This window comes from Alcaligenes sp. MMA, assembly GCF_020907215.1.
Taxonomy (GTDB): domain Bacteria; phylum Pseudomonadota; class Gammaproteobacteria; order Burkholderiales; family Burkholderiaceae_B; genus Alcaligenes; species Alcaligenes aquatilis.
The window spans coordinates 402,344-419,759 of the sequence record NZ_JAJJPP010000001.1; the positions used below are offsets into that span (position 1 = coordinate 402,344).

A 17,416-nucleotide genomic window follows, 5' to 3' on the forward strand; every position below is an offset into this window, starting at 1 on the left:
GGTATTTAGAAGCTGTAGCCCAAGCCTACGCCACCAAAGACGCTGCTTTTCTTCTCGACCAATGGACTGTCCTTGGCTTCTTCACCCAAGGTGTTCACGCCGAGCAGACCTTGCAGGGACCAGCTTTCGCTGATCTTGTGGGTGTACTGGCCGTACAAGGCATAAGAGCGCAAACCAGCGTCAGGGCGGTACGTGCGCAGTTGGCCATTGCTGCCAGCAGCTTCATGCGATTTCACGCCAAAGTAGGTGCGCATGGCTTTTTCGTTGGACCATTTCAATTCCGCACCCAGCGAGAAGCTGCTGTCCTGATCGTTCCAGAGGCGGTAACTCAGATCTAGAACGGCAGTGGCGCCGTAGCCGCTTTTCAGTGCCTGGTAGTAACTGCCTTCGATCTTGGCATTGCCTAGTCGGTAAGCAGTAAATACACCCAGATTGCCGTGACGATCAATATCGTCCGTACCGTACAGGCGGTCGGCATCACCGGATTTACGTGCGCGGGCCAGGGCGGCGTAGGTGCCGATAGTCCAGTTGTCTGTCAGATTGGTTTGCAGGCCGATGGCAGGCATGCCTGCTTTTGGGGCCAGGAAAAAGTGGCCGTTACGGTGCGACAGCAGAGGGTAGAAACGGCCACCGTAACTGTCGGCCCCTTCGTATTTTGGGGCGAAACCCACGCCGACACCCACCGTGGTTTGCTGCGCCAGTGCCTGACTGGTTCCTAAAGCACATAAAGCAGCCAGTAGCAGGAAGGGGCGCAGAGCAGAACGGGCGAGGGTGGACATAGCAGATTTCCTTGTGATACGGGGTAAAAACAGGCCCGCTTGTCGCGGGCCTAGCTATCGTATCAAGGTTTGAACAGGCTTAGGCAAAATAATGACCGGCCTGTATGGTCTGTTGTGCCAGGCCTACATCTGCTCAGGCCCGAATGTAAATCCAGTTGTCTGCCTGCAGTTTCACCAGCGCGGTGATAGCCCCGTGCTCCAGCGTCTGGAAGCGTTCTGGTGCATTGAGATCCTGATTGCGCAGTGTGTTGGGACACAGGTAAGTGTAGGTGTCGCAATCGTGTTCAGCGCCTTCTACGCAGGCTTTAACGGCCTGGGCATTGGCGATGATACGAATCTGAGCATCCGGGATGTCCTTGAGCAAGTTGCGCGCATTGCTGCGGGCACGCTCCAGGGCATCGACAGTAGGAGCATGCAAAAGAACACGAGTACTCATGAATAAACATCCTGCTTGATATTAGCGTGGGCCAAAAACGCGTTCGGCAATGTCGGGCGAAGCGCCGGTCTGCATTTGAATGCGACCCTGCTCATCTTGCCAGACCATGGCGGGGGTGGCACGCAAGTCCCAGCCCATCATCAGATCTTCATTGCGGGTCAGGTCGGCCTCGATGTCGCTGGGTATGCTGTCCAGCCCTTTCACACCGGCGCTGCGGTCTTTCAGCATGGCCAGGGAGTGCTCGTTCAAGGCCTTGGTTGGGTCTTTGGCGGCCAGGATGGCGGCCGATTTCAGACTGCTGCTGGGAGCCAGAATGCCCACCATGATGTGACGCAGTTGCACCTTGCCGGACTCAACCCAGGGGCGGGCCATTTGCCAGAACTGCATGCAGTAAGGGCAGTTGGGATCGGTAAAGACGTAGACCACGCGTGAGGCCTTATCGTCGCCATCTTTGATCCAGCGGGACTTTTCCAGCTTGCCCAGCATGTCTTTGGCGATAGCCGGTTGCACCAGCTCGTCCAGGCCTGCAGGACGTACCTCTTCGCCTTTGGCATCGATCATGGTGCCGACCATCATATGCTGCCCATCGGGCAAGTTGTAGATAGCCAGAGCCCGATTTCCGCTATAGGCACCCCAGGCTTTCAGGCCGCCGGGGGCATCAAACTCGCCCACAATGGACAGCCCTTGTTCTTCCAGGGCTTTCAGTGCAGCGGGACGGTCGGCGGCTTGCGCGGCCGTGCTTGCACACAGCAAACCGGCCAGGGCAAGACGAATCGAAAAAGAAGAAAGCGACATGGTAGTTATTCCTGCAAAACAGTCGGTGAGTGTATATACCAAGAAAATATATACTAAGATCAAAACGGAATAAAAGGATGGGACTGGGCCTTGCCTGGATAGTTCCCCATGCCTGTTCTGATTCGGTCGTTTCTTTGGTTCAACCGAGGGCGCGGATTTTCAGGTTAGCCAATTCCAGTAAGCGATAGGTTTCGTGTACAGGCAAACCCATCACGCCGGTATAGCTGCCACTCAAATGGCTGATAAATGCGCCACCCAGGCCTTGAATGCCATAGGCTCCGGCTTTGCCCATAGGTTCACCGCTGGCACAGTATTCTGCAATTTCTTGTTCGTTCAGGGTTTTGAAGCTGACTTCGCTAATGCTGATGCTTTCAAATTCCACTCCACCTACGCCCAGGGACAAGGCTGTCATCACTTTGTGACGGCGGCCCGAGAGCTCGCGCAAGATACGTGCGGCGTCGTCCAGATCCGCAGGTTTGCCAAAAATGTCTTCGCCCATGCAGACCGTGGTGTCGGCACTTAAAATAGCGCGTTCTTGATCCAGGCTGCTGTTCTGTACACGCCATTCCAGCGCGCGCAGCAGTTTGTCGCGGGCGGTACGCCGAACATAGTCCAGCACGGCCTCTTGTTCCAGACGGGGTTCATCCTCGCCTGGAGGGCTGGGTACATTCAGGACCTCATGAGTAATCTGGATGCTGTTGAGCAGGTCGTGGCGGCGCGGGCTGGCAGAGGCCAAGTAGATGGGCTGAAAAGGCATAGAAAATCAGAGCTAAAGAAGATTCAGGCGCGGTGATAAGGATGCCCGGTCATGACGGACCAGGCGCGATACAGTTGTTCGGCCAGAAAAATGCGTACCAGAGGGTGGGGCAGCGTCAGGGAGGACAGGCGCAGCATGCCGTGGCAACTTTGCTTCAAGGTTGCGTCCAGCCCGTCCGGGCCTCCGACCAGAATCGCAATATCCTGACCACTGCTGCGCCAACGTTCCAGTTCCTGGGCTAGCTTGACGGTGGTCAGGTCCTTGCCGCGTTCGTCCAGAGCAATACGCATTGCCTGGGCGGGGATGGCTGCTTCAATACGTTTGGCTTCAGCCTGCATCATCTGGGCAGGTGTTTTGCCGCTGGTACGGGGCTCAGCCTTGATTTCACGCAGTTCTATGGCGCAGTCCTGGGGCAGTCGGCGAGCATATTCCTGCCAGCCTTGTTCTACCCAGTCGGGCATACGCTGACCGACGGCAATGACAATGAGTTTCATGAAATGTCGTACAAGAAAAAAAGCCCCCACGTTGCGCCTTCGGCTTGCGCTCCCCCTCGCGGCCTGTATGCCGCTCGGATTTGCCTGATACACAGCCGTTCCCAATGGGCTTCTGTGTGTCCGGGCTCATCCCCGATGGGGGGCGTTTTTTACCGGGGGTGCCGAGTCTTGGGGTGGCCCGGCGGTAAAAAAAAGGCCGCATCATAAGCTGCGGCCTGGGTGTTGCCGACAGGCAGGAGCAAGAGCTTAGTCTTCGTCTTCGTCGGCGCTGGCGAAAAAGCCAGTGGGTGGAACCTGGCGCGATTGTGGCAGCAGTTCCACTTCGACAGGGCGCTCGCCCCAAAGTTCTTCCAGGTTGTAATACTGGCGGATGGCGGGCTGCATGCAATGCACCACAATGTCACCCAAATCCAGCAATACCCATTCGCCGGTGTCCTCGCCTTCATGGGCCAGAACGTCGACTTTGTTTTGACGTGCTTTATCAAACACGTTCTGGGCCAGAGCGCGGGTTTGCCGGTTGGACGTACCACTGGCGATGACCACACGATCGAACAGGCCGGTCATGTGGGTAGTGCTAAAGACCTTGATGTCTTGAGCTTTGACGTCTTCGAGGGCATCGATGACGAGTCGTTGAAGTGTTTCTATATTCATAAAAAGAACTATACAGGGCGCACCTGTGGGTGGGAAAGATAGAGCCGTTTTTTGTCAATGTATTGAGCGACTTCTTCCGGGACCAGGGCGGTGATGTTGTCACCGCGCTGCACTCGCTCCCGAATTTGGGTGGCCGAGATGTCCATGGGCAGAAAGTCGATCTGATGTAAACGGCGCTGAAGTCGACTCAGCTCCTGTTGCAAGGCTGCGGGCGTTTCCACAGGACTGCCGGGGCGCTGGGCCACCGCCAGCTCGACGTATTCAAGAATTTCCTGCCAGTCGTTCCAGCTGCAGAAATTATGCAGTTGGTCGCTGCCTAAAATCCAGTAGTACCGCGACCCGGCAGGCAAGCTGCGCACCGTGTCTATGGTGTAGGTGGGGCCGCCGCGTTCGATCTCTACGGGGTTCACTTGCAGCCCGTGGTGGCTTTGGGTGGCCAGCTCGGCCATGGCCAGACGGTCCCGGGTGCTGGCACCCAGGGCGTCGCGTTGCCAGGGCTGGGCAGCGGGCAGCAGTTGAACCTGATCCAGCTGCAATTGCTCGAATGCAGCAAGAGCCAGTGCTATATGGGCTTTATGGATGGGGTCGAAACTGCCACCCAAGAGCCCGACTCGCTTTAAATCCATTCGCGAGGCACCAGGTATTGCGCCAACGCCGCTTCCGGTGTGCCAGGTTCGGGCGACCAGTTGTAGCGCCAGTTTGCCTGGGGAGGCATGGACAGCAGGATGGATTCCGTACGCCCCCCCGATTGCAGACCAAACAGGGTGCCGCGGTCAAAGACCAGATTGAATTCGACATAGCGGCCACGACGAATGGCCTGGAAGTCCCGATTTTCCTGGGTGTATTCCTGATCCATGCGGGCACGCACGATGGGCACGTAGGCATCGGTAAAGGAGTTGCCCACGGAGCGGGTCAGGGCAAAGCTGGCTTCAAAGCCGGACTCGTTCAAATCGTCGTAGAAAATGCCGCCAATACCACGGGTTTCGTTGCGGTGCTTCAGATAGAAATACTCGTCGCACCAGCGCTTGTAGCGCGGGTAGTAATCCGCACCGTGCGGTGCCAGGGCATCGTGGCACACCTGATGGAAATGGCGGGCATCGTTTTCGTGCAGGTAGTAGGGCGTCAAGTCCATACCGCCGCCAAACCAGAATACATCGTCTTGATCCGCTGTCTGGGCCTGGGCCACAAACATGCGCACGTTCATGTGCGTGGTGGGCACAAAGGGATTACGCGGGTGTATCACCAGCGAAACACCCATGGCCTCCCAGGGGCGTCCGGCCAATTCAGGGCGGTGGGCGCTGGCCGAAGGAGGCAGGGTGTGGCCTTTGACATGGCTGAACAAAACGGCAGCCCGCTCGAACACGGGGCCGTTCTCCAGCAGGCGGGACAGACCGCCACCGCCTTCTGGACGATCCCACTGGTCCGACTCGAAGGGCGTACCATCCAGTTGCTCCAGAGTGTCCACGATGTGGCTTTGCAACTGACGGAAATAAGCCTGGACGGTATCAATGGGTAAAGACATGAAAAGACCTTGCTGCGACAATCAGGATTCGTTGCTGGGCAGGGCGCGCCAGCCAATATCGGTGCGAAATTGCTTGCCGTCGAAATGCGTTTGGGAAATGGCCTCGTAAGCGGCTTCCTGAGCGCGACGGATGGAGTCGGCCATGGCGGTCACGCACAGTACGCGACCACCAGAGGTGACGACGGTACCGTCTTTCATTTGAGTGCCCGCATGGAAGGTGATGCACTCGTCGGTGTCTTTCGCAAACTGGGTGATGGCATCACCGGTACGAGGCTCTTCGGGGTAGTTGGCCGCAGCCAGTACTACGCCAATCGCGGTACGACGATCCCATTCGATAGTGGCCTCGTCCAGCTTGCCAGCCAGAGCCAGCTCGAAGGTTTCGGTCAGATCGCTTTTGATGCGCATCATGATGGGCTGGGTTTCAGGGTCGCCCATGCGGCAGTTGAATTCCAGCACTTTGATCGGACGGGTTGCGTCCGGACCATCGTCAATCATCACGCCAGCGTACAGAAAACCGGAGTAGGGCAAGCCTTCCTTGGCCATGCCTTGCATGGTGGGGTGAATGACTTCGCGCATGATGCGGTTGTGCAGCGTAGGACTGACGATAGGGGCAGGGGAGTAAGCGCCCATGCCACCCGTGTTCGGGCCTTGATCGCCGTCTTTCAGACGTTTGTGATCCTGACTGGTGGCCATCGGCAGTACATGCTTGCCGTCGCACATCACGATGAAGCTGGCTTCCTCGCCGGTCAGGCACTCTTCCACGACCACGCGGGCACCGGCAGCACCAAAGCGGCCATCGCCCAGAATATCGTCAATGGCGCTCAGTGCTTCTTCCAGCGTGGTAGCCACGATCACACCTTTGCCAGCGGCCAGGCCGTCGGCCTTGACCACAATGGGTGCGCCTTGCTGGCGGATGTAATCCTTGGCGGCGTCCGGGTCGGTAAAGGTTGCGTAGGCGGCTGTTGGAATGTTGTGGCGCACCATGAAAGCCTTGGCGTAGTCCTTGGAGCTTTCGAGCTGCGCAGCAGCCTGGGTGGGACCAAAGATTTTCAGGCCGGCCGCACGGAAGGCGTCCACAATGCCAGCGGCCAGAGGCGCTTCCGGGCCAACGACGGTGAAGGCAATTTTTTCTTGCTTCACAAAGGCAATCAGTTCCTGGATATCGGTGATCGCCAGGTTTTCAATACGTTCGGCACGTGCGGTACCGCCATTGCCCGGGGCAACGTAGACAGTCTGTACGCGTGCAGATTGGGCCAGGCGCCATGCCAAGGCGTGTTCACGGCCGCCGCTGCCGACAACAAGTAGCTTCATAGTGATGAGTCGGGCAGGGCCCGCAAAGAGGAGTTTTCAGGAATCAGGTTATTCGGCTTCGTCCATGACAGCGGTGGTGTAGACCTCTTGGACATCGTCCAGGCCTTCCAGTGCGTCCAGAAGTTTTTGCATTTTGACGGCATCATCGCCGCTCAGTTCGGTCTCGTTCAGGGCTTTCATGACGACACCCTCTACTTCGGGGGTCAGACCGGCTGCCTGGAACGCTGCTTGCACAGCTGGGTAGTCCGTGGGAGCGCATAGCACTTCGATCAGGCCTTCTTCATCCGTCACGATGTCGTCGGCACCGGCCTCCAGGCCGATCTCCATAATCGTGTCTTCCGAGGTGCCTGGGGCGAACAGAAACTGACCGCAGTGGCGAAATTGAAACACGACCGAGCCGTCCAGACCCAGATTGCCGCCATTTTTGGTAAAGGCGTGACGCACATCCGAGACCGTGCGCTGACGGTTGTCAGTCATGCAGTCCACAATCACGGCAGCACCGTTAATGCCATAGCCTTCGTAGCGAATTTCTTCGTAGTTGGCGTCGTCTGCCCCGCCTGCGCCGCGCTGGATGGCGCGCAGAATGTTGTCTTTGGGCATATTGGCCGCAGTTGCCTTGTCCCAGGCCATGCGCAAACGTGGGTTGGACTCGGGGTCAGGGCCGCCGGCACGCGCGGCCACGGTGACCTCACGAATGATCTTGGTCCAAAGTTTGCCCCGTTTTGCGTCCTGACGACCTTTACGGTGCTGAATATTCGCCCATTTACTATGTCCGGCCATAAAGTATTACCAATTCAGTAGACTACGTTCAAAGAAAAACAGATCTATTTTAACCTGTCTGTGCGACAAGGCCCGAGCTTGGGCGAAAGTCGCTAGAATCTAGGCACTTGGCATTCTATCCGGAAGAGAACAAACAATCATGGCCGATCCAATTTTGCTTGCTCAAAACAGCAATACTCCCATTTACCTGTTGCCTGCTCTGGCCAACCGGCATGGTTGTATTACGGGGGCGACAGGGACAGGCAAAACTGTCACCTTGCAAGTACTGGCCGAGGCTTTTTCCCGGCAGGGAACCCCGGTTTTTCTGGCCGATGCCAAGGGAGACTTGAGCGGAATTTCTCAGGCTGCCCAGCCCAATCCCAAATTGCAGGAGCGTCTGCAAAAGCTGGGGCTGCCTGAACCGGCCTGGGGCGCCAATCCGGTTGCTTTCTGGGACATTTTTGGCGAGCAGGGCCATCCAGTGCGGGCCACCATCTCCGACATGGGGCCTTTGCTGTTGGCCCAGATTCTGGAGCTCAATGACACCCAGGAAGGAATATTGAACATTCTGTTCCGGGTGGCTGATGATGAGGGACAACTGATTCTGGACTTGAAGGATTTGCGTGCCTTGCTGCAAGACATATCGGATCGTGCTGCCGAGCTGCGTAATCAGTACGGCAATATTGCTGCCGCGAGTGTAGGGGCCATTCAACGCGCCTTGCTGCGCCTGGAAACCCAAGGGGCGGATCGCTTCTTTGGGGAACCCGCCCTGGATGTGATGGATTGGATTCGTACCGACTCTGCCGGGCGCGGCATGATCAATGTGCTGGCCGCTGACAAGCTGATGCAATCGCCTCGTTTGTACGCGGTATTTCTGTTGTGGATGCTGGCTGATCTGTACGAGCGCCTGCCGGAAGTGGGCGATCTGGACAAACCGCGTCTGGTTTTCTTTTTTGACGAAGCCCACTTATTGTTTACAGGTGCCCCCAAGGCTTTGCTGGAAAAAGTCGAGCAGGTCGTGCGTCTGATCCGCTCCAAAGGCGTGGGTATTTATTTCGTGACACAAAACCCGCTGGATATTCCTGATACCGTTCTGGGCCAGTTGGGTAATCGGGTTCAGCACGCTTTGCGCGCCTTTACGCCGCGTGATCAGAAAGCTGTCAAGACAGCAGCGCAAACGATGCGCCCTAATCCCGGTTTGGATATTGAAGCGGCGATTACCGAGCTGGGGGTGGGGGAGGCTTTGGTGTCCATGCTGGATGCCAAGGGCATTCCCACGCCTACCGAGCGTGCCTGGCTGGTGGCCCCAGGTAGCCGGATTGGCCCGGCCACTGATGCCGAGCGACAGGCGGTTCGACAAGCCTCCTTGTTCGGCTTGAAATACGACCAGGCTATTGACCGCGAATCCGCCTACGAGGTGCTGGCCAAGAAAACAGCGGACGCTGCCGCCAATGGTGCAGCAGGCGCCACACAGGTCGGCGCACCAGCAAACAAGGACGATGGCTTGATGGGCGTGGTCAATGACTTTCTATTTGGATCAACAGGGCCGCGCGGTGGCAAGAAAGACGGTTTGGTGCAAAGCATGATTAGAACCGAGACCAAACGGGCTGCCACTAAAGTGCTGCGTGGGGTATTGGGCTCTTTATTTGGAGGAAAACGTTAATGCCCTTGCAACTGCCGCATTTAATTATTGCCACCGCACGGCCATCAGAAACCACACGTTGGGCGGACGAATTCCGCAAGGCCTACCCTGATTGGAAAGTTGACGAGTTCGTAGCGGGTCAGCCCAGCACCGGGGCGACCTACGCCGTGGTGTGGCAACCGGATACGGCCTTGTTCAAGCAGGAACCTACGCTGCGCGCCACTTTCAATCTGGGGGCGGGCGTGGATGCGGTGGCAGGCCGTATCCCAGCCGAGATGCCTTTGTACCGTCTGGAGGACGCGGGCATGGCCGAGCAAATGGCCGAATATGCCTTGTATGGTGTACTGCGTGCCGTGGGTCGTTTTCAGCCCTACGAAGAGCAGGCGCGCGAGGGCAAGTGGAAAGCCTATCGCCCGATTGATCGTCGGCAGTGGCCGGTAGCCGTCTTGGGGCTGGGCGCAATTGGCAGCAAGATTGCCAAGGTCATCGCCAGCCTGGGCTATCCCGTGCGTGGCTGGTCGCGTCGTCTGCATGAAGCGGACTTCCCTTGCTATGCGGGTGAAGAGGGCCTGAAAGCGTGCGTCTCTGCCAGCCGTATCCTGGTCAACGCTTTGCCACTGACGCCGCAAACGGAAGGGCTGATCAACCGCGACCTGTTGTCCAATTTGCAGCCCGGTGGTTTTTTGATCAACGTGGCTCGTGGTGGACATTTGGTCGATGCGGATGTGCTGGACGCGCTCAAAAGCGGTCATCTGTCAGGCGCTTTGCTGGATGCCTTCACCCAGGAGCCGCTGCCTGCGGATCATCCGTATTGGGGCATTCCTTCTGTGATGGTTACGCCGCATATTTCGGGCATCACCGTGCGAGAGCTGGCGCTGGAGCAAATTGGCTCACGTATCGAGCTTTTGCAGCAAGGTAAACCAGCGGCCGGACGAGTGGATCATAGTCAGGGTTATTAAGCGTTTTCAAATTGAGGGCCAGTCTGCCAGCACGGTGGAAGCTGACAGGCTGCCTGCTGTTTCGTGAACGAAGCAGTGCTTTTTCAAAATAAGGCCATTGCGGCCAGCTAAAACCACAAGGATAGAGGAATGAGTAAAGTTCATCGCATTGCCGTGATCGCGGGAGACGGGATCGGCAAGGAAGTCATGCCCGAAGGGCTGCGTATTTTGGAAGTGGCTGCTCGTCGTCACGCCATCCATTTTGATTGGAAAGTGCTGGACTGGAGCTCGGACTACTACCAGAAGCACGGCACCATGATGCCGTCAGATTGGAAAGCCCAGTTGATGGATACCGAGGCCATTTTCTTTGGTGCCATGGGCTGGCCTGATCTGGTGCCTGACCATGTTTCTCTGTGGGAGTCCTTGTTTAAATTCCGTCGTGAATTTGATCAGTACATCAACTTGCGTCCCGTGCGTTTGATGCCCGGTGTGCGTTCGCCGCTGGCAGGTCGTGAACCTGGTGATATTGATTTCTTTATCGTGCGCGAGAATACCGAGGGCGAGTACTCCAATAGCGGCGGCATCCTGTTTGAAGGCACGCAGCGCGAAGTGGTCATTCAGGAAAGCGTCTTTACCCGCACCGGTACAGACCGTGTTTTGAAGTTCGCTTTTGAACTGGCTAAAAAACGAGGCAAGCACGTCACCGCCGCGACCAAATCCAACGGTATTTCGATTTCCATGCCTTGGTGGGATTCCCGCGTGGCCGCCATGGGCGAGCAATACCCGGATGTGAAGTGGGACAAGTATCACATCGACATTCTATGTGCTCACTTTGTACAGCACCCGGACTGGTTCGATGTGGTGGTGGCTTCCAACCTGTTTGGCGATATCTTGTCCGATCTGGGGCCGGCATGTACCGGCACCATCGGTATTGCGCCGTCGGCCAACCTGAACCCTGAACGTGTGTTTCCATCCTTGTTCGAGCCCGTGCATGGCTCGGCACCGGATATCTACGGCAAGGGTATTGCCAACCCGGTCGGTCAAATCTGGAGTGGTGCCTTGATGCTGGATTTTCTGGGCTACCCACAGGCAGCGGCCGAAGTAGTGCAAGCCATTGAGCAGGTGTTGGCTAATGGTCCGCGTACGCCCGATCTGGGCGGCCAGGCGAGCACCTCAGAAGTCGGTGCTGCCATCGCCCAGACTTTGGAAGCGATGGCCTAAACCCTTAGCTGGACTTGGGTGGGCGCAGGCCTGCCCAAGTGATGGCGCCAATCATGATGGCACCGCCCAGCAGCGCACGGCTGCTGGGGTATTGAGCGAAGAGCAGAGCCGCAAAGGCAATGGCGTAGACAGGCTCCAGGGCGATCACAATCCCGGCGCTGCGCGCATTCAGAACGCTGAGTGCAGAGACCAGCAGGTAGTGCGACAGCGCTGTACAAAACACTCCCAGCAGGGCAATCCAGAACCAGTCTAATAATGTGCTATCGCCCAGCAGCGGTATGGCAAAAGGCCAGCACATCAGGGCGACAAACAGGTTCTCCCACCAGGCCACTTGCTGTGCCGACAAATGCTTGGCAGCGCGGCGGTTGATCAGGGTGAACATGGCAAAGGTAAAGCCGGAGGCAATGGCCCAGGCCAAGCCGATGGTCGATTGATCCTGAAAGTCGAAAGAGGGGGTAACCAGCAACAAACCGACGGTGACCAAAGCCAGAATGATCCATTCCGATACCGTGACGCGCTCTCGCAATACGGCCCATTCGCACAGGGTAATGAAGGCCGGGAAGCTGGCAAACCCCAAGGTGGCAATGGCCACGCCGCCTACTTTGACGGCCACAAAAAAAGTGGCCCAGTGAATGGCCAGCATGATGGAGGCCATAAGAAGGGTACGAAAGTCCGCAGCTTTCATGCCTTGCCCCAAACCGCGTCCTTGAGAGCGGATACTGATAAACAAGGCCAGGACCGCAAAGCTGGCCCGGCCAGCGGTGATCAGCATAGCGCCGACCTGGATGAGTTCACCAAAAATACCGGTCAGTCCGAACAGAACGGCGGCCACATGAATGGCTGCCAGAGCACGTCCATGCGTCATGGAAAGCGATCCGAGAAAAAAGAGTGAAATTTACGCTATTCTGGTGCTTTAGATCAGCCAGCGATAGGGCAGCGGGGTCGGGCAGGCAATACGTGTAAGGCATCATTCTAAGACATTGCAACGGGCCCCCTCATCAAAGGAGTAAAACAATGACGCAGATGGTTAAGGCGATACGGATTGAACGTAATGGAGGCCCGGAGGTATTGCAGTGGGCTTCGGTAGAGTTACCTGCTCCGCAGGAACAAGAAGTCACCATACGGCAAAAGGCGGTGGGTTTGAACTTTATCGATATTTATTTCCGTAATGGCCTCTACAGCCATCCCTTGCCCCATGGTTTGGGGTTTGAGGCGTCTGGCATTGTGGAAGCAGTCGGTTCGGGTGTCACGCACCTGAAAGTGGGTGATCGCGTCGCTTACGGTCAAAGTCCCCTGGGGGCGTATGCCCAAGCACGTAATGTACCTGCCGACCGTGTCGTGCGTATTCCCGATGCCGTCTCTTTTGAACAGGCCGCAGCCATGATGCTGAAAGGTCTGACTTGCTGGTACTTGCTGCGCCAGACTTATCGTGTGCATGAAGGCCAGACGATTCTGTTCCATGCCGCTGCCGGTGGCGTGGGTTTGTATGCCTGCCAATGGGCGCGTGCCTTGGGTGTGAAATTGATTGGTACGGTTTCCGGCCCCGAAAAAGCAGCACTGGCGAAAGCGAATGGTGCTTGGGAAGTGATTGATTACTCCTATGAAGATGTGGTGCAGCGTGTACTGGAACTGACCAATGGCCAAAAAGTGCCGGTCGTTTATGACGGTGTGGGTAAAGACACCTGGGAGCGTTCGCTGGATTGCTTGCAACCGCGTGGCTTGATGGTCAGCTTTGGCAATGCCTCCGGCCCGGTAACCGGTGTGAATCTGGCGACTCTGGCCGCCAAGGGTTCCTTGTATGTGACTCGTCCTGTGCTGGGGGCTTATGTGCCGACGCAGGAAACCATGCAGGCCGCGGCAGATGAGATGTTCGAGCTGGTTTTGCAAGGCAAGATCAAGCCGCTGATTGGCCAACGCTTTGCACTGGATCAGGTTGCCCAGGCGCATGAGGCTTTGGCGGGTCGTCGCACGACGGGGTCTACCGTTTTGACACTGGATTAAAGCGGATTATCGGGTGTAGAGAGTGATGAGCAGATAGTCTTTGTTCAGCGCTGTGCTTGAGACCAGAGGTGTGCTTATGAACCACTCATCTGCCCTTGTTGGCTTTACGTCATTTCCCAATTTACCTATCTGGTAGTTGAAAAGACGTGCTCAGCAGTCAGCCTGAATAGTTTGCCTTCTAAAAAAATGGCCTCCAGATTGGAGGCCATTTTCATTTCAGCAAAGCAACGGTGTCCGCTGGCGAGCAGCGGATAGAAGTCACCCTTGCTCGTGGTATTGGCGCACGCGCTCGACCTCGTTGCGCGAACCCAGAATCACGCCAATGCGCTGATGCAGTTCTGTGGGCTGCACGTCCAGAATGCGCTGTGTGCCGTCAATCGACAAGCCACCAGCCTGCTCGACCAGGAAGCTCATGGGGTTGGCTTCGTACATCAAACGCAGCTTGCCTTTGCGACCGGAGGCGCGGGCATCACGGGGATACATGAAGATACCGCCACGGGTCAGGATGCGGTGTACATCGGCCACCATGGAGGCGATCCAGCGCATATTGTAGCTTTTACCCAGTGGGCCTTCTGGGCCTGCCAGACAGTCGTCGATATAGCGTTTTACCGGGGCTTCCCAGTGACGCATATTAGACATGTTGATGGCAAATTCAGCGGTGTCCTCAGGGATGGTGACGCGCTCGGTGGTCAATACCCAGGAGCCCATTTCCTTGTCCAGCGTGAACGCGGCAACGCCGTCACCCACAGTCAGTACCAGCATGGTTTGTGGGCCGTAAATGGCATAACCGGCCGCAACCTGGCGCACGCCGGGCTGCAGGAAGTCCTGCTCTTCGATGATGCGGTCACGCGCTTCAGGCGGTACGCTCAGCACCGAGAAGATCGTGCCAATGGACACGTTCACGTCAATATTGGACGAGCCATCCAGCGGATCGAACAAGAGCAGGTTTTCGCCCTTGGGGTAGTAGTCGGGGATACGGTGCAGGGTGTCCATTTCCTCGGAGGCCATGGCAGCCAGATTGCCGCCCCATTCATTGGCTTCCAGCAGAATTTCATTGGACAGGACGTCCAGTTTTTTCTGAACTTCGCCCTGGACGTTCTCGGAGTCCAGAGAACCCAGAACGCCGCCCAGCGCCCCTTTGCTGACGGCATGGCCAATGGCCTTGCACGCGCGAGCCACGGTCTCCAGTAGTAGGCGCACATCGGCGGTGACCGTTTTTTTCTGGCGCTGTTGCTCCACCAGATACTGAGTAAGGTTTTTCTTCAAGACAGACTCCGAGGTCAAAGAGTTAATGCTTTATGTACGATTTCGGCCACATTACCCGACAGGCCGGGTTCGGCCTGAATACGCTCCAGCGCTGCCTTGAGCAGGTCGCGGGCTTCGGGTTCAAAGCGGGCCCAGTTATCAAACACACGGGCCAGACGGGCAGAGATTTCCGGGTTGAGCTTGTCCAGGGCAATGACTTGCTCGGCCCAGAAGGTATAGCCTTCGGGCGTGTGTACCGCCTGCATATTATTCATGCAAAACTGGAAAATCAGAGAGCGAGCGCGGTTGGGATTGCGCATCGAGAAGGCCGGATGCAGCATCAAGGCGCGCACTTGGGCAACTTGTGTGCTGGGGGCGGTGGCCTGCAAGCTGAACCAGCGGTCCAGCACCAGGGGATTGTCTTGCCAGCGCTGGAAAAAGTCATCCAGGCCGTCTTGGCGATCTTCTTGGTCGCCGTAGTTCACCAGCGCACTTAAGGCACCCATGCGATCAGTCATATTGGTGGCCTGATCGTATTGATTGCGTGCCAACCGTGGGCCGGTACTCACACCGGCAACCAGCAGATAATTCAGAGCCAGATTGCGCAAGGAGCGCTGGCCTGCCTGCAAGGCGTCTGGGCTGTAAGGAGCCTGTTCCAGGCTCAGGTACTGGTACAGCTCTTGCCAGTAGGGAGTCAGGGCCAGACCCAGTTCACGTTGGAGTTGACGGCGGGCTTGAACAACGGCACGCGGGGTCATGGGCTGGGTCTGTTCCAGCAATTCACGCTCGCTGGGAAGGGACAGGATGCGGGCCTTGTAAGCAGGGCTTAAGGCGGGGTCTTGTACCAGCGCATGCCAGGTTTGCACTACGGTCGCCAATTGTGTGGCCGAAGGAGTGCGTCCCGAGGCCGAGGACAAAATCAGACGGGTAGCCAGCAACTGCGCCGCTTCCCAGCGTGCAAATGGATCCGTGTCGTGGCGGGCTAGCAAAGCCAGCTCGGAATCCGGACGGTAGTAGTCCACCCGCACGGGGGCAGAGAAATTGCGCAGCAGGGACAGAACCGGAGCGTCGGGAATCTGCGTGAAGGTCCAGCTTTGTTCCGCTTCAGTGAAATCCAGCACCAGCGTATCGCCTTGCTGATCATCCAGGTGCAGGGTTAAGGGAGCGCCTTGTTGATCCAGCATGCCCAGGGTAAAGGGGATATGCAAGGGGGGTTTGGGCGTGGATTTGTTTTCAATCCCAGCGGGGGCATTGCTTTGGCGCAGGGTCAGCGTAGCGGTCTGGGTGGCGGGGTCGTGTTGCAGGCTGACCTGAACGCGGGGAGTGCCGGCCTGCTGATACCAGCGTCGGAACTGTTCCAGGCTGCGGCCAGGCTTGACTTGGCGATACACGCTGTCCATGCTGTCCACGAAATCATCGCACGTGACCGCTTGGCCGTCATGGCGCTTGAAGTATTCACGAATGCCAGCCTGAAAGTTTTCTTCGCCCAGCAAGGTGTGCTGCATGCGAATGACTTCAGCGCCTTTCTCGTAAATCGTGGCGGTATAAAAGTTGCTGATTTCCTGATAGCTCTCGGGACGGATAGGGTGAGCCATCGGGCCGGCATCTTCAGGAAATTGGGCCGCGCGCAAGACGCTGACATCATCAATGCGTTTGACGGCACGAGCGCTGGCAGCTTGAGGGCCGTCCAGTCCTTGCGCCAACATGTCTGCCGAGAACTCCTGGTCGCGGAACACCGTCAGGCCTTCTTTCAAGGAGAGCTGGAACCAGTCGCGGCACGTCACGCGGTTGCCCGTCCAGTTGTGGAAATATTCGTGACCAATAACGGCTTCGACGGCGTTGAAGGACGCATCGGTGGTGCTTTGTGCATCGGCCAGCACATAGGCGGAATTAAAAATGTTCAGGCCCTTGTTTTCCATCGCGCCCATATTGAAGTCGCGAGCGGCCACAATCATGAAGCGGTCCAGATCCAGTTCCAGGCCGAAGCGTTGCTCATCCCAGCGTACTGAATGCTCCAGGCATTGCATGGCCCATTCTGTTTTATCGCCGTCACCACGATCGCAATAAACCTGCAATAGGGCAGGCTGGCCATTGGCCTTTTTGATTTCACGCTCGCGTACATCAAAATCGCCGGCCACCAGCGCAAATAAATAAGAAGGTTTTGGAAAGGGGTCTTCCCAGATAGCTTGAGTACGGCCATCGTCCAGTGTGGTGCTTTCCAGCAAATTGCCATTGGAGAGCAGATACGGGTAGCGCTTGGCATCGCCACGCAGCACCACTTCATAGCGGGACATCACATCGGGGCGGTCCGGAAAGAAAGTGATACGGCGAAAGCCCTGGGCTTCGCATTGAGTAAATAGGTTCTGGCCCGAGATATACAGGCCCATCAGCATGGTGTTCTCTTGGGGGCGGCAGCGGCTCACCAGTACCACGTCAAACTCTGTGGCCGCCGGCGAGAGCGTCAGGCCCTGCTCATCAAGCTGGTAATCCTGGGCGTTCAGGGCGACGCCATTCAGACTGATTTCAATGAGTTCAATGTCTTCGCCATCCAGCACCAGGGGGCGGATCTGGCCATCCCGGCTGCTGGCTCGAAAAGCCAGACGAACCAAGGTTTGCTCGGCCGCCAAATCAAATTCCAACCGTACCTTTTCTATTTGATAGGGGTAAGGTTGGTAATCGTGGCGGGAGATCGTGGGTAAGGTGTCTGTGCGCATGTGATCCTGGTCCGACAATCGAAAAAGATGGTCTATTGTAATGTTGTTTGAACGCCCACACTGAGCGCCAGAAACAGGCAGTACACTAATTGTTCGCCAGCGCTGTGGCGCTGCCATTAATCGGGCTTGAACGTGCAAGCGAAAAACAAGC

17 protein-coding genes are annotated in these 17,416 nt (G+C 57.0%); 4 read left to right on the forward strand and 13 right to left on the reverse strand.

The window, feature by feature from the left end:
• Positions 1-5: 5 nt before the first annotated feature.
• The 10 genes from LNA76_RS01770 to LNA76_RS01815 all read right to left on the reverse strand — a co-directional run bounded on the left by LNA76_RS01770 (position 6) and on the right by LNA76_RS01815 (position 7,525).
• Positions 6-779: a MipA/OmpV family protein gene (locus tag LNA76_RS01770; protein ID WP_094197252.1), complete on the reverse strand. Its 774-nt coding sequence runs from the start codon at positions 777-779 to the stop codon at positions 6-8.
• Positions 780-912: 133 nt separating this feature from the next.
• Positions 913-1,215 (reverse strand): DsrE family protein, encoded by a 303-nt coding sequence (locus tag LNA76_RS01775; protein ID WP_094197251.1) that lies wholly within the window; start codon positions 1,213-1,215, stop codon positions 913-915.
• Positions 1,216-1,236: 21 nt separating this feature from the next.
• Positions 1,237-2,010 (reverse strand): thiol:disulfide interchange protein DsbG, encoded by a 774-nt coding sequence (gene dsbG, locus LNA76_RS01780; protein WP_108727724.1) that lies wholly within the window; start codon positions 2,008-2,010, stop codon positions 1,237-1,239.
• Positions 2,011-2,149: 139 nt separating this feature from the next.
• Positions 2,150-2,767, reverse strand: coding sequence for a Maf family protein (locus tag LNA76_RS01785; RefSeq protein ID WP_094197249.1), 618 nt, complete (start codon positions 2,765-2,767; stop codon positions 2,150-2,152).
• Positions 2,768-2,790: 23 nt separating this feature from the next.
• The gene (gene rlmH / locus LNA76_RS01790) at positions 2,791-3,261 is read right to left on the reverse strand and encodes a 23S rRNA (pseudouridine(1915)-N(3))-methyltransferase RlmH (protein ID WP_094197248.1); all 471 of its coding nucleotides are present in this window, start codon (positions 3,259-3,261) and stop codon (positions 2,791-2,793) included.
• A 246-nt stretch (positions 3,262-3,507) separates the two neighbouring features.
• The gene (gene rsfS, locus LNA76_RS01795; protein WP_094197247.1) at positions 3,508-3,912 is read right to left on the reverse strand and encodes a ribosome silencing factor; all 405 of its coding nucleotides are present in this window, start codon (positions 3,910-3,912) and stop codon (positions 3,508-3,510) included.
• An 8-nt stretch (positions 3,913-3,920) separates the two neighbouring features.
• Entirely contained in the window at positions 3,921-4,538 is a 618-nt protein-coding gene (gene nadD / locus LNA76_RS01800; protein WP_230017738.1) for a nicotinate (nicotinamide) nucleotide adenylyltransferase, read from the reverse strand.
• Entirely contained in the window at positions 4,529-5,434 is a 906-nt protein-coding gene (gene hemF / locus LNA76_RS01805) for an oxygen-dependent coproporphyrinogen oxidase (RefSeq protein ID WP_230017740.1), read from the reverse strand. The genes nadD and hemF overlap by 10 nt, the downstream gene beginning before the upstream one ends.
• A gap of 21 nt (positions 5,435-5,455) precedes the next feature.
• Positions 5,456-6,745 (reverse strand): phosphoribosylamine--glycine ligase, encoded by a 1,290-nt coding sequence (gene purD / locus LNA76_RS01810; RefSeq protein WP_094197245.1) that lies wholly within the window; start codon positions 6,743-6,745, stop codon positions 5,456-5,458.
• Positions 6,746-6,793: 48 nt separating this feature from the next.
• Positions 6,794-7,525: a YebC/PmpR family DNA-binding transcriptional regulator gene (locus tag LNA76_RS01815; protein WP_026483044.1), complete on the reverse strand. Its 732-nt coding sequence runs from the start codon at positions 7,523-7,525 to the stop codon at positions 6,794-6,796.
• 139 nt (positions 7,526-7,664) lie between these two features.
• On the opposite strand from LNA76_RS01815, the gene LNA76_RS01820 reads away from it, so the two are divergent.
• From LNA76_RS01820 to LNA76_RS01830, 3 genes are all read left to right on the forward strand, one after another.
• Positions 7,665-9,167, forward strand: a complete 1,503-nt coding sequence (locus LNA76_RS01820) for a helicase HerA-like domain-containing protein (RefSeq protein WP_108727719.1) — start codon at positions 7,665-7,667, stop codon at positions 9,165-9,167.
• Positions 9,167-10,105 carry a 2-hydroxyacid dehydrogenase gene (locus tag LNA76_RS01825; RefSeq protein WP_125276571.1) on the forward strand — a complete coding sequence of 313 codons (939 nt, stop codon included), beginning with the start codon at positions 9,167-9,169 and terminating at the stop codon, positions 10,103-10,105. The genes LNA76_RS01820 and LNA76_RS01825 overlap by 1 nt, the downstream gene beginning before the upstream one ends.
• A 129-nt stretch (positions 10,106-10,234) precedes the next feature.
• Positions 10,235-11,305: a tartrate dehydrogenase gene (locus tag LNA76_RS01830; RefSeq protein ID WP_230017743.1), complete on the forward strand. Its 1,071-nt coding sequence runs from the start codon at positions 10,235-10,237 to the stop codon at positions 11,303-11,305.
• Between the two features lie 4 nt (positions 11,306-11,309).
• On the opposite strand, the gene LNA76_RS01835 is transcribed toward LNA76_RS01830, so the two are convergent.
• Positions 11,310-12,170, reverse strand: a complete 861-nt coding sequence (locus LNA76_RS01835; RefSeq protein WP_230017745.1) for a DMT family transporter — start codon at positions 12,168-12,170, stop codon at positions 11,310-11,312.
• A gap of 149 nt (positions 12,171-12,319) precedes the next feature.
• Between LNA76_RS01835 and LNA76_RS01840 the strand changes: the two genes are divergently transcribed.
• Positions 12,320-13,306 (forward strand): quinone oxidoreductase family protein, encoded by a 987-nt coding sequence (locus LNA76_RS01840; protein ID WP_162496897.1) that lies wholly within the window; start codon positions 12,320-12,322, stop codon positions 13,304-13,306.
• A 258-nt stretch (positions 13,307-13,564) separates the two neighbouring features.
• Here LNA76_RS01840 and LNA76_RS01845 read toward each other — a convergent pair whose 3' ends face one another.
• A complete protein-coding gene (locus tag LNA76_RS01845; RefSeq protein ID WP_230017747.1) occupies positions 13,565-14,590 on the reverse strand; it encodes a class 1 fructose-bisphosphatase in 1,026 nt (341 codons plus the stop codon).
• A complete protein-coding gene (gene pepN / locus LNA76_RS01850; RefSeq protein ID WP_230017749.1) occupies positions 14,587-17,265 on the reverse strand; it encodes an aminopeptidase N in 2,679 nt (892 codons plus the stop codon). The genes LNA76_RS01845 and pepN overlap by 4 nt, the downstream gene beginning before the upstream one ends.
• Between the last annotated feature and the right edge of the window lie 151 nt (positions 17,266-17,416).

What these genes read in the sequence shown, in the direction of transcription:
- LNA76_RS01785 (WP_094197249.1), bottom strand. Translation starts at nt 2,767, where the DNA reads ATGCCTTTTCAGCCCATCTACTTGGCCTCTGCCAGCCCGCGCCGCCAC.
- LNA76_RS01815 (WP_026483044.1), bottom strand. Translation starts at nt 7,525, where the DNA reads ATGGCCGGACATAGTAAATGGGCGAATATTCAGCACCGTAAAGGTCGT.
- LNA76_RS01770 (WP_094197252.1), bottom strand. Translation starts at nt 779, where the DNA reads ATGTCCACCCTCGCCCGTTCTGCTCTGCGCCCCTTCCTGCTACTGGCT.
- LNA76_RS01840 (WP_162496897.1), top strand. Translation starts at nt 12,320, where the DNA reads ATGACGCAGATGGTTAAGGCGATACGGATTGAACGTAATGGAGGCCCG.
- rsfS (WP_094197247.1), bottom strand. Translation starts at nt 3,912, where the DNA reads ATGAATATAGAAACACTTCAACGACTCGTCATCGATGCCCTCGAAGAC.
- nadD (WP_230017738.1), bottom strand. Translation starts at nt 4,538, where the DNA reads ATGGATTTAAAGCGAGTCGGGCTCTTGGGTGGCAGTTTCGACCCCATC.
- hemF (WP_230017740.1), bottom strand. Translation starts at nt 5,434, where the DNA reads ATGTCTTTACCCATTGATACCGTCCAGGCTTATTTCCGTCAGTTGCAA.
- dsbG (WP_108727724.1), bottom strand. Translation starts at nt 2,010, where the DNA reads ATGTCGCTTTCTTCTTTTTCGATTCGTCTTGCCCTGGCCGGTTTGCTG.
- LNA76_RS01825 (WP_125276571.1), top strand. Translation starts at nt 9,167, where the DNA reads ATGCCCTTGCAACTGCCGCATTTAATTATTGCCACCGCACGGCCATCA.
- purD (WP_094197245.1), bottom strand. Translation starts at nt 6,745, where the DNA reads ATGAAGCTACTTGTTGTCGGCAGCGGCGGCCGTGAACACGCCTTGGCA.
- LNA76_RS01830 (WP_230017743.1), top strand. Translation starts at nt 10,235, where the DNA reads ATGAGTAAAGTTCATCGCATTGCCGTGATCGCGGGAGACGGGATCGGC.
- LNA76_RS01835 (WP_230017745.1), bottom strand. Translation starts at nt 12,170, where the DNA reads ATGACGCATGGACGTGCTCTGGCAGCCATTCATGTGGCCGCCGTTCTG.
- LNA76_RS01820 (WP_108727719.1), top strand. Translation starts at nt 7,665, where the DNA reads ATGGCCGATCCAATTTTGCTTGCTCAAAACAGCAATACTCCCATTTAC.
- pepN (WP_230017749.1), bottom strand. Translation starts at nt 17,265, where the DNA reads ATGCGCACAGACACCTTACCCACGATCTCCCGCCACGATTACCAACCT.
- LNA76_RS01775 (WP_094197251.1), bottom strand. Translation starts at nt 1,215, where the DNA reads ATGAGTACTCGTGTTCTTTTGCATGCTCCTACTGTCGATGCCCTGGAG.
- rlmH (WP_094197248.1), bottom strand. Translation starts at nt 3,261, where the DNA reads ATGAAACTCATTGTCATTGCCGTCGGTCAGCGTATGCCCGACTGGGTA.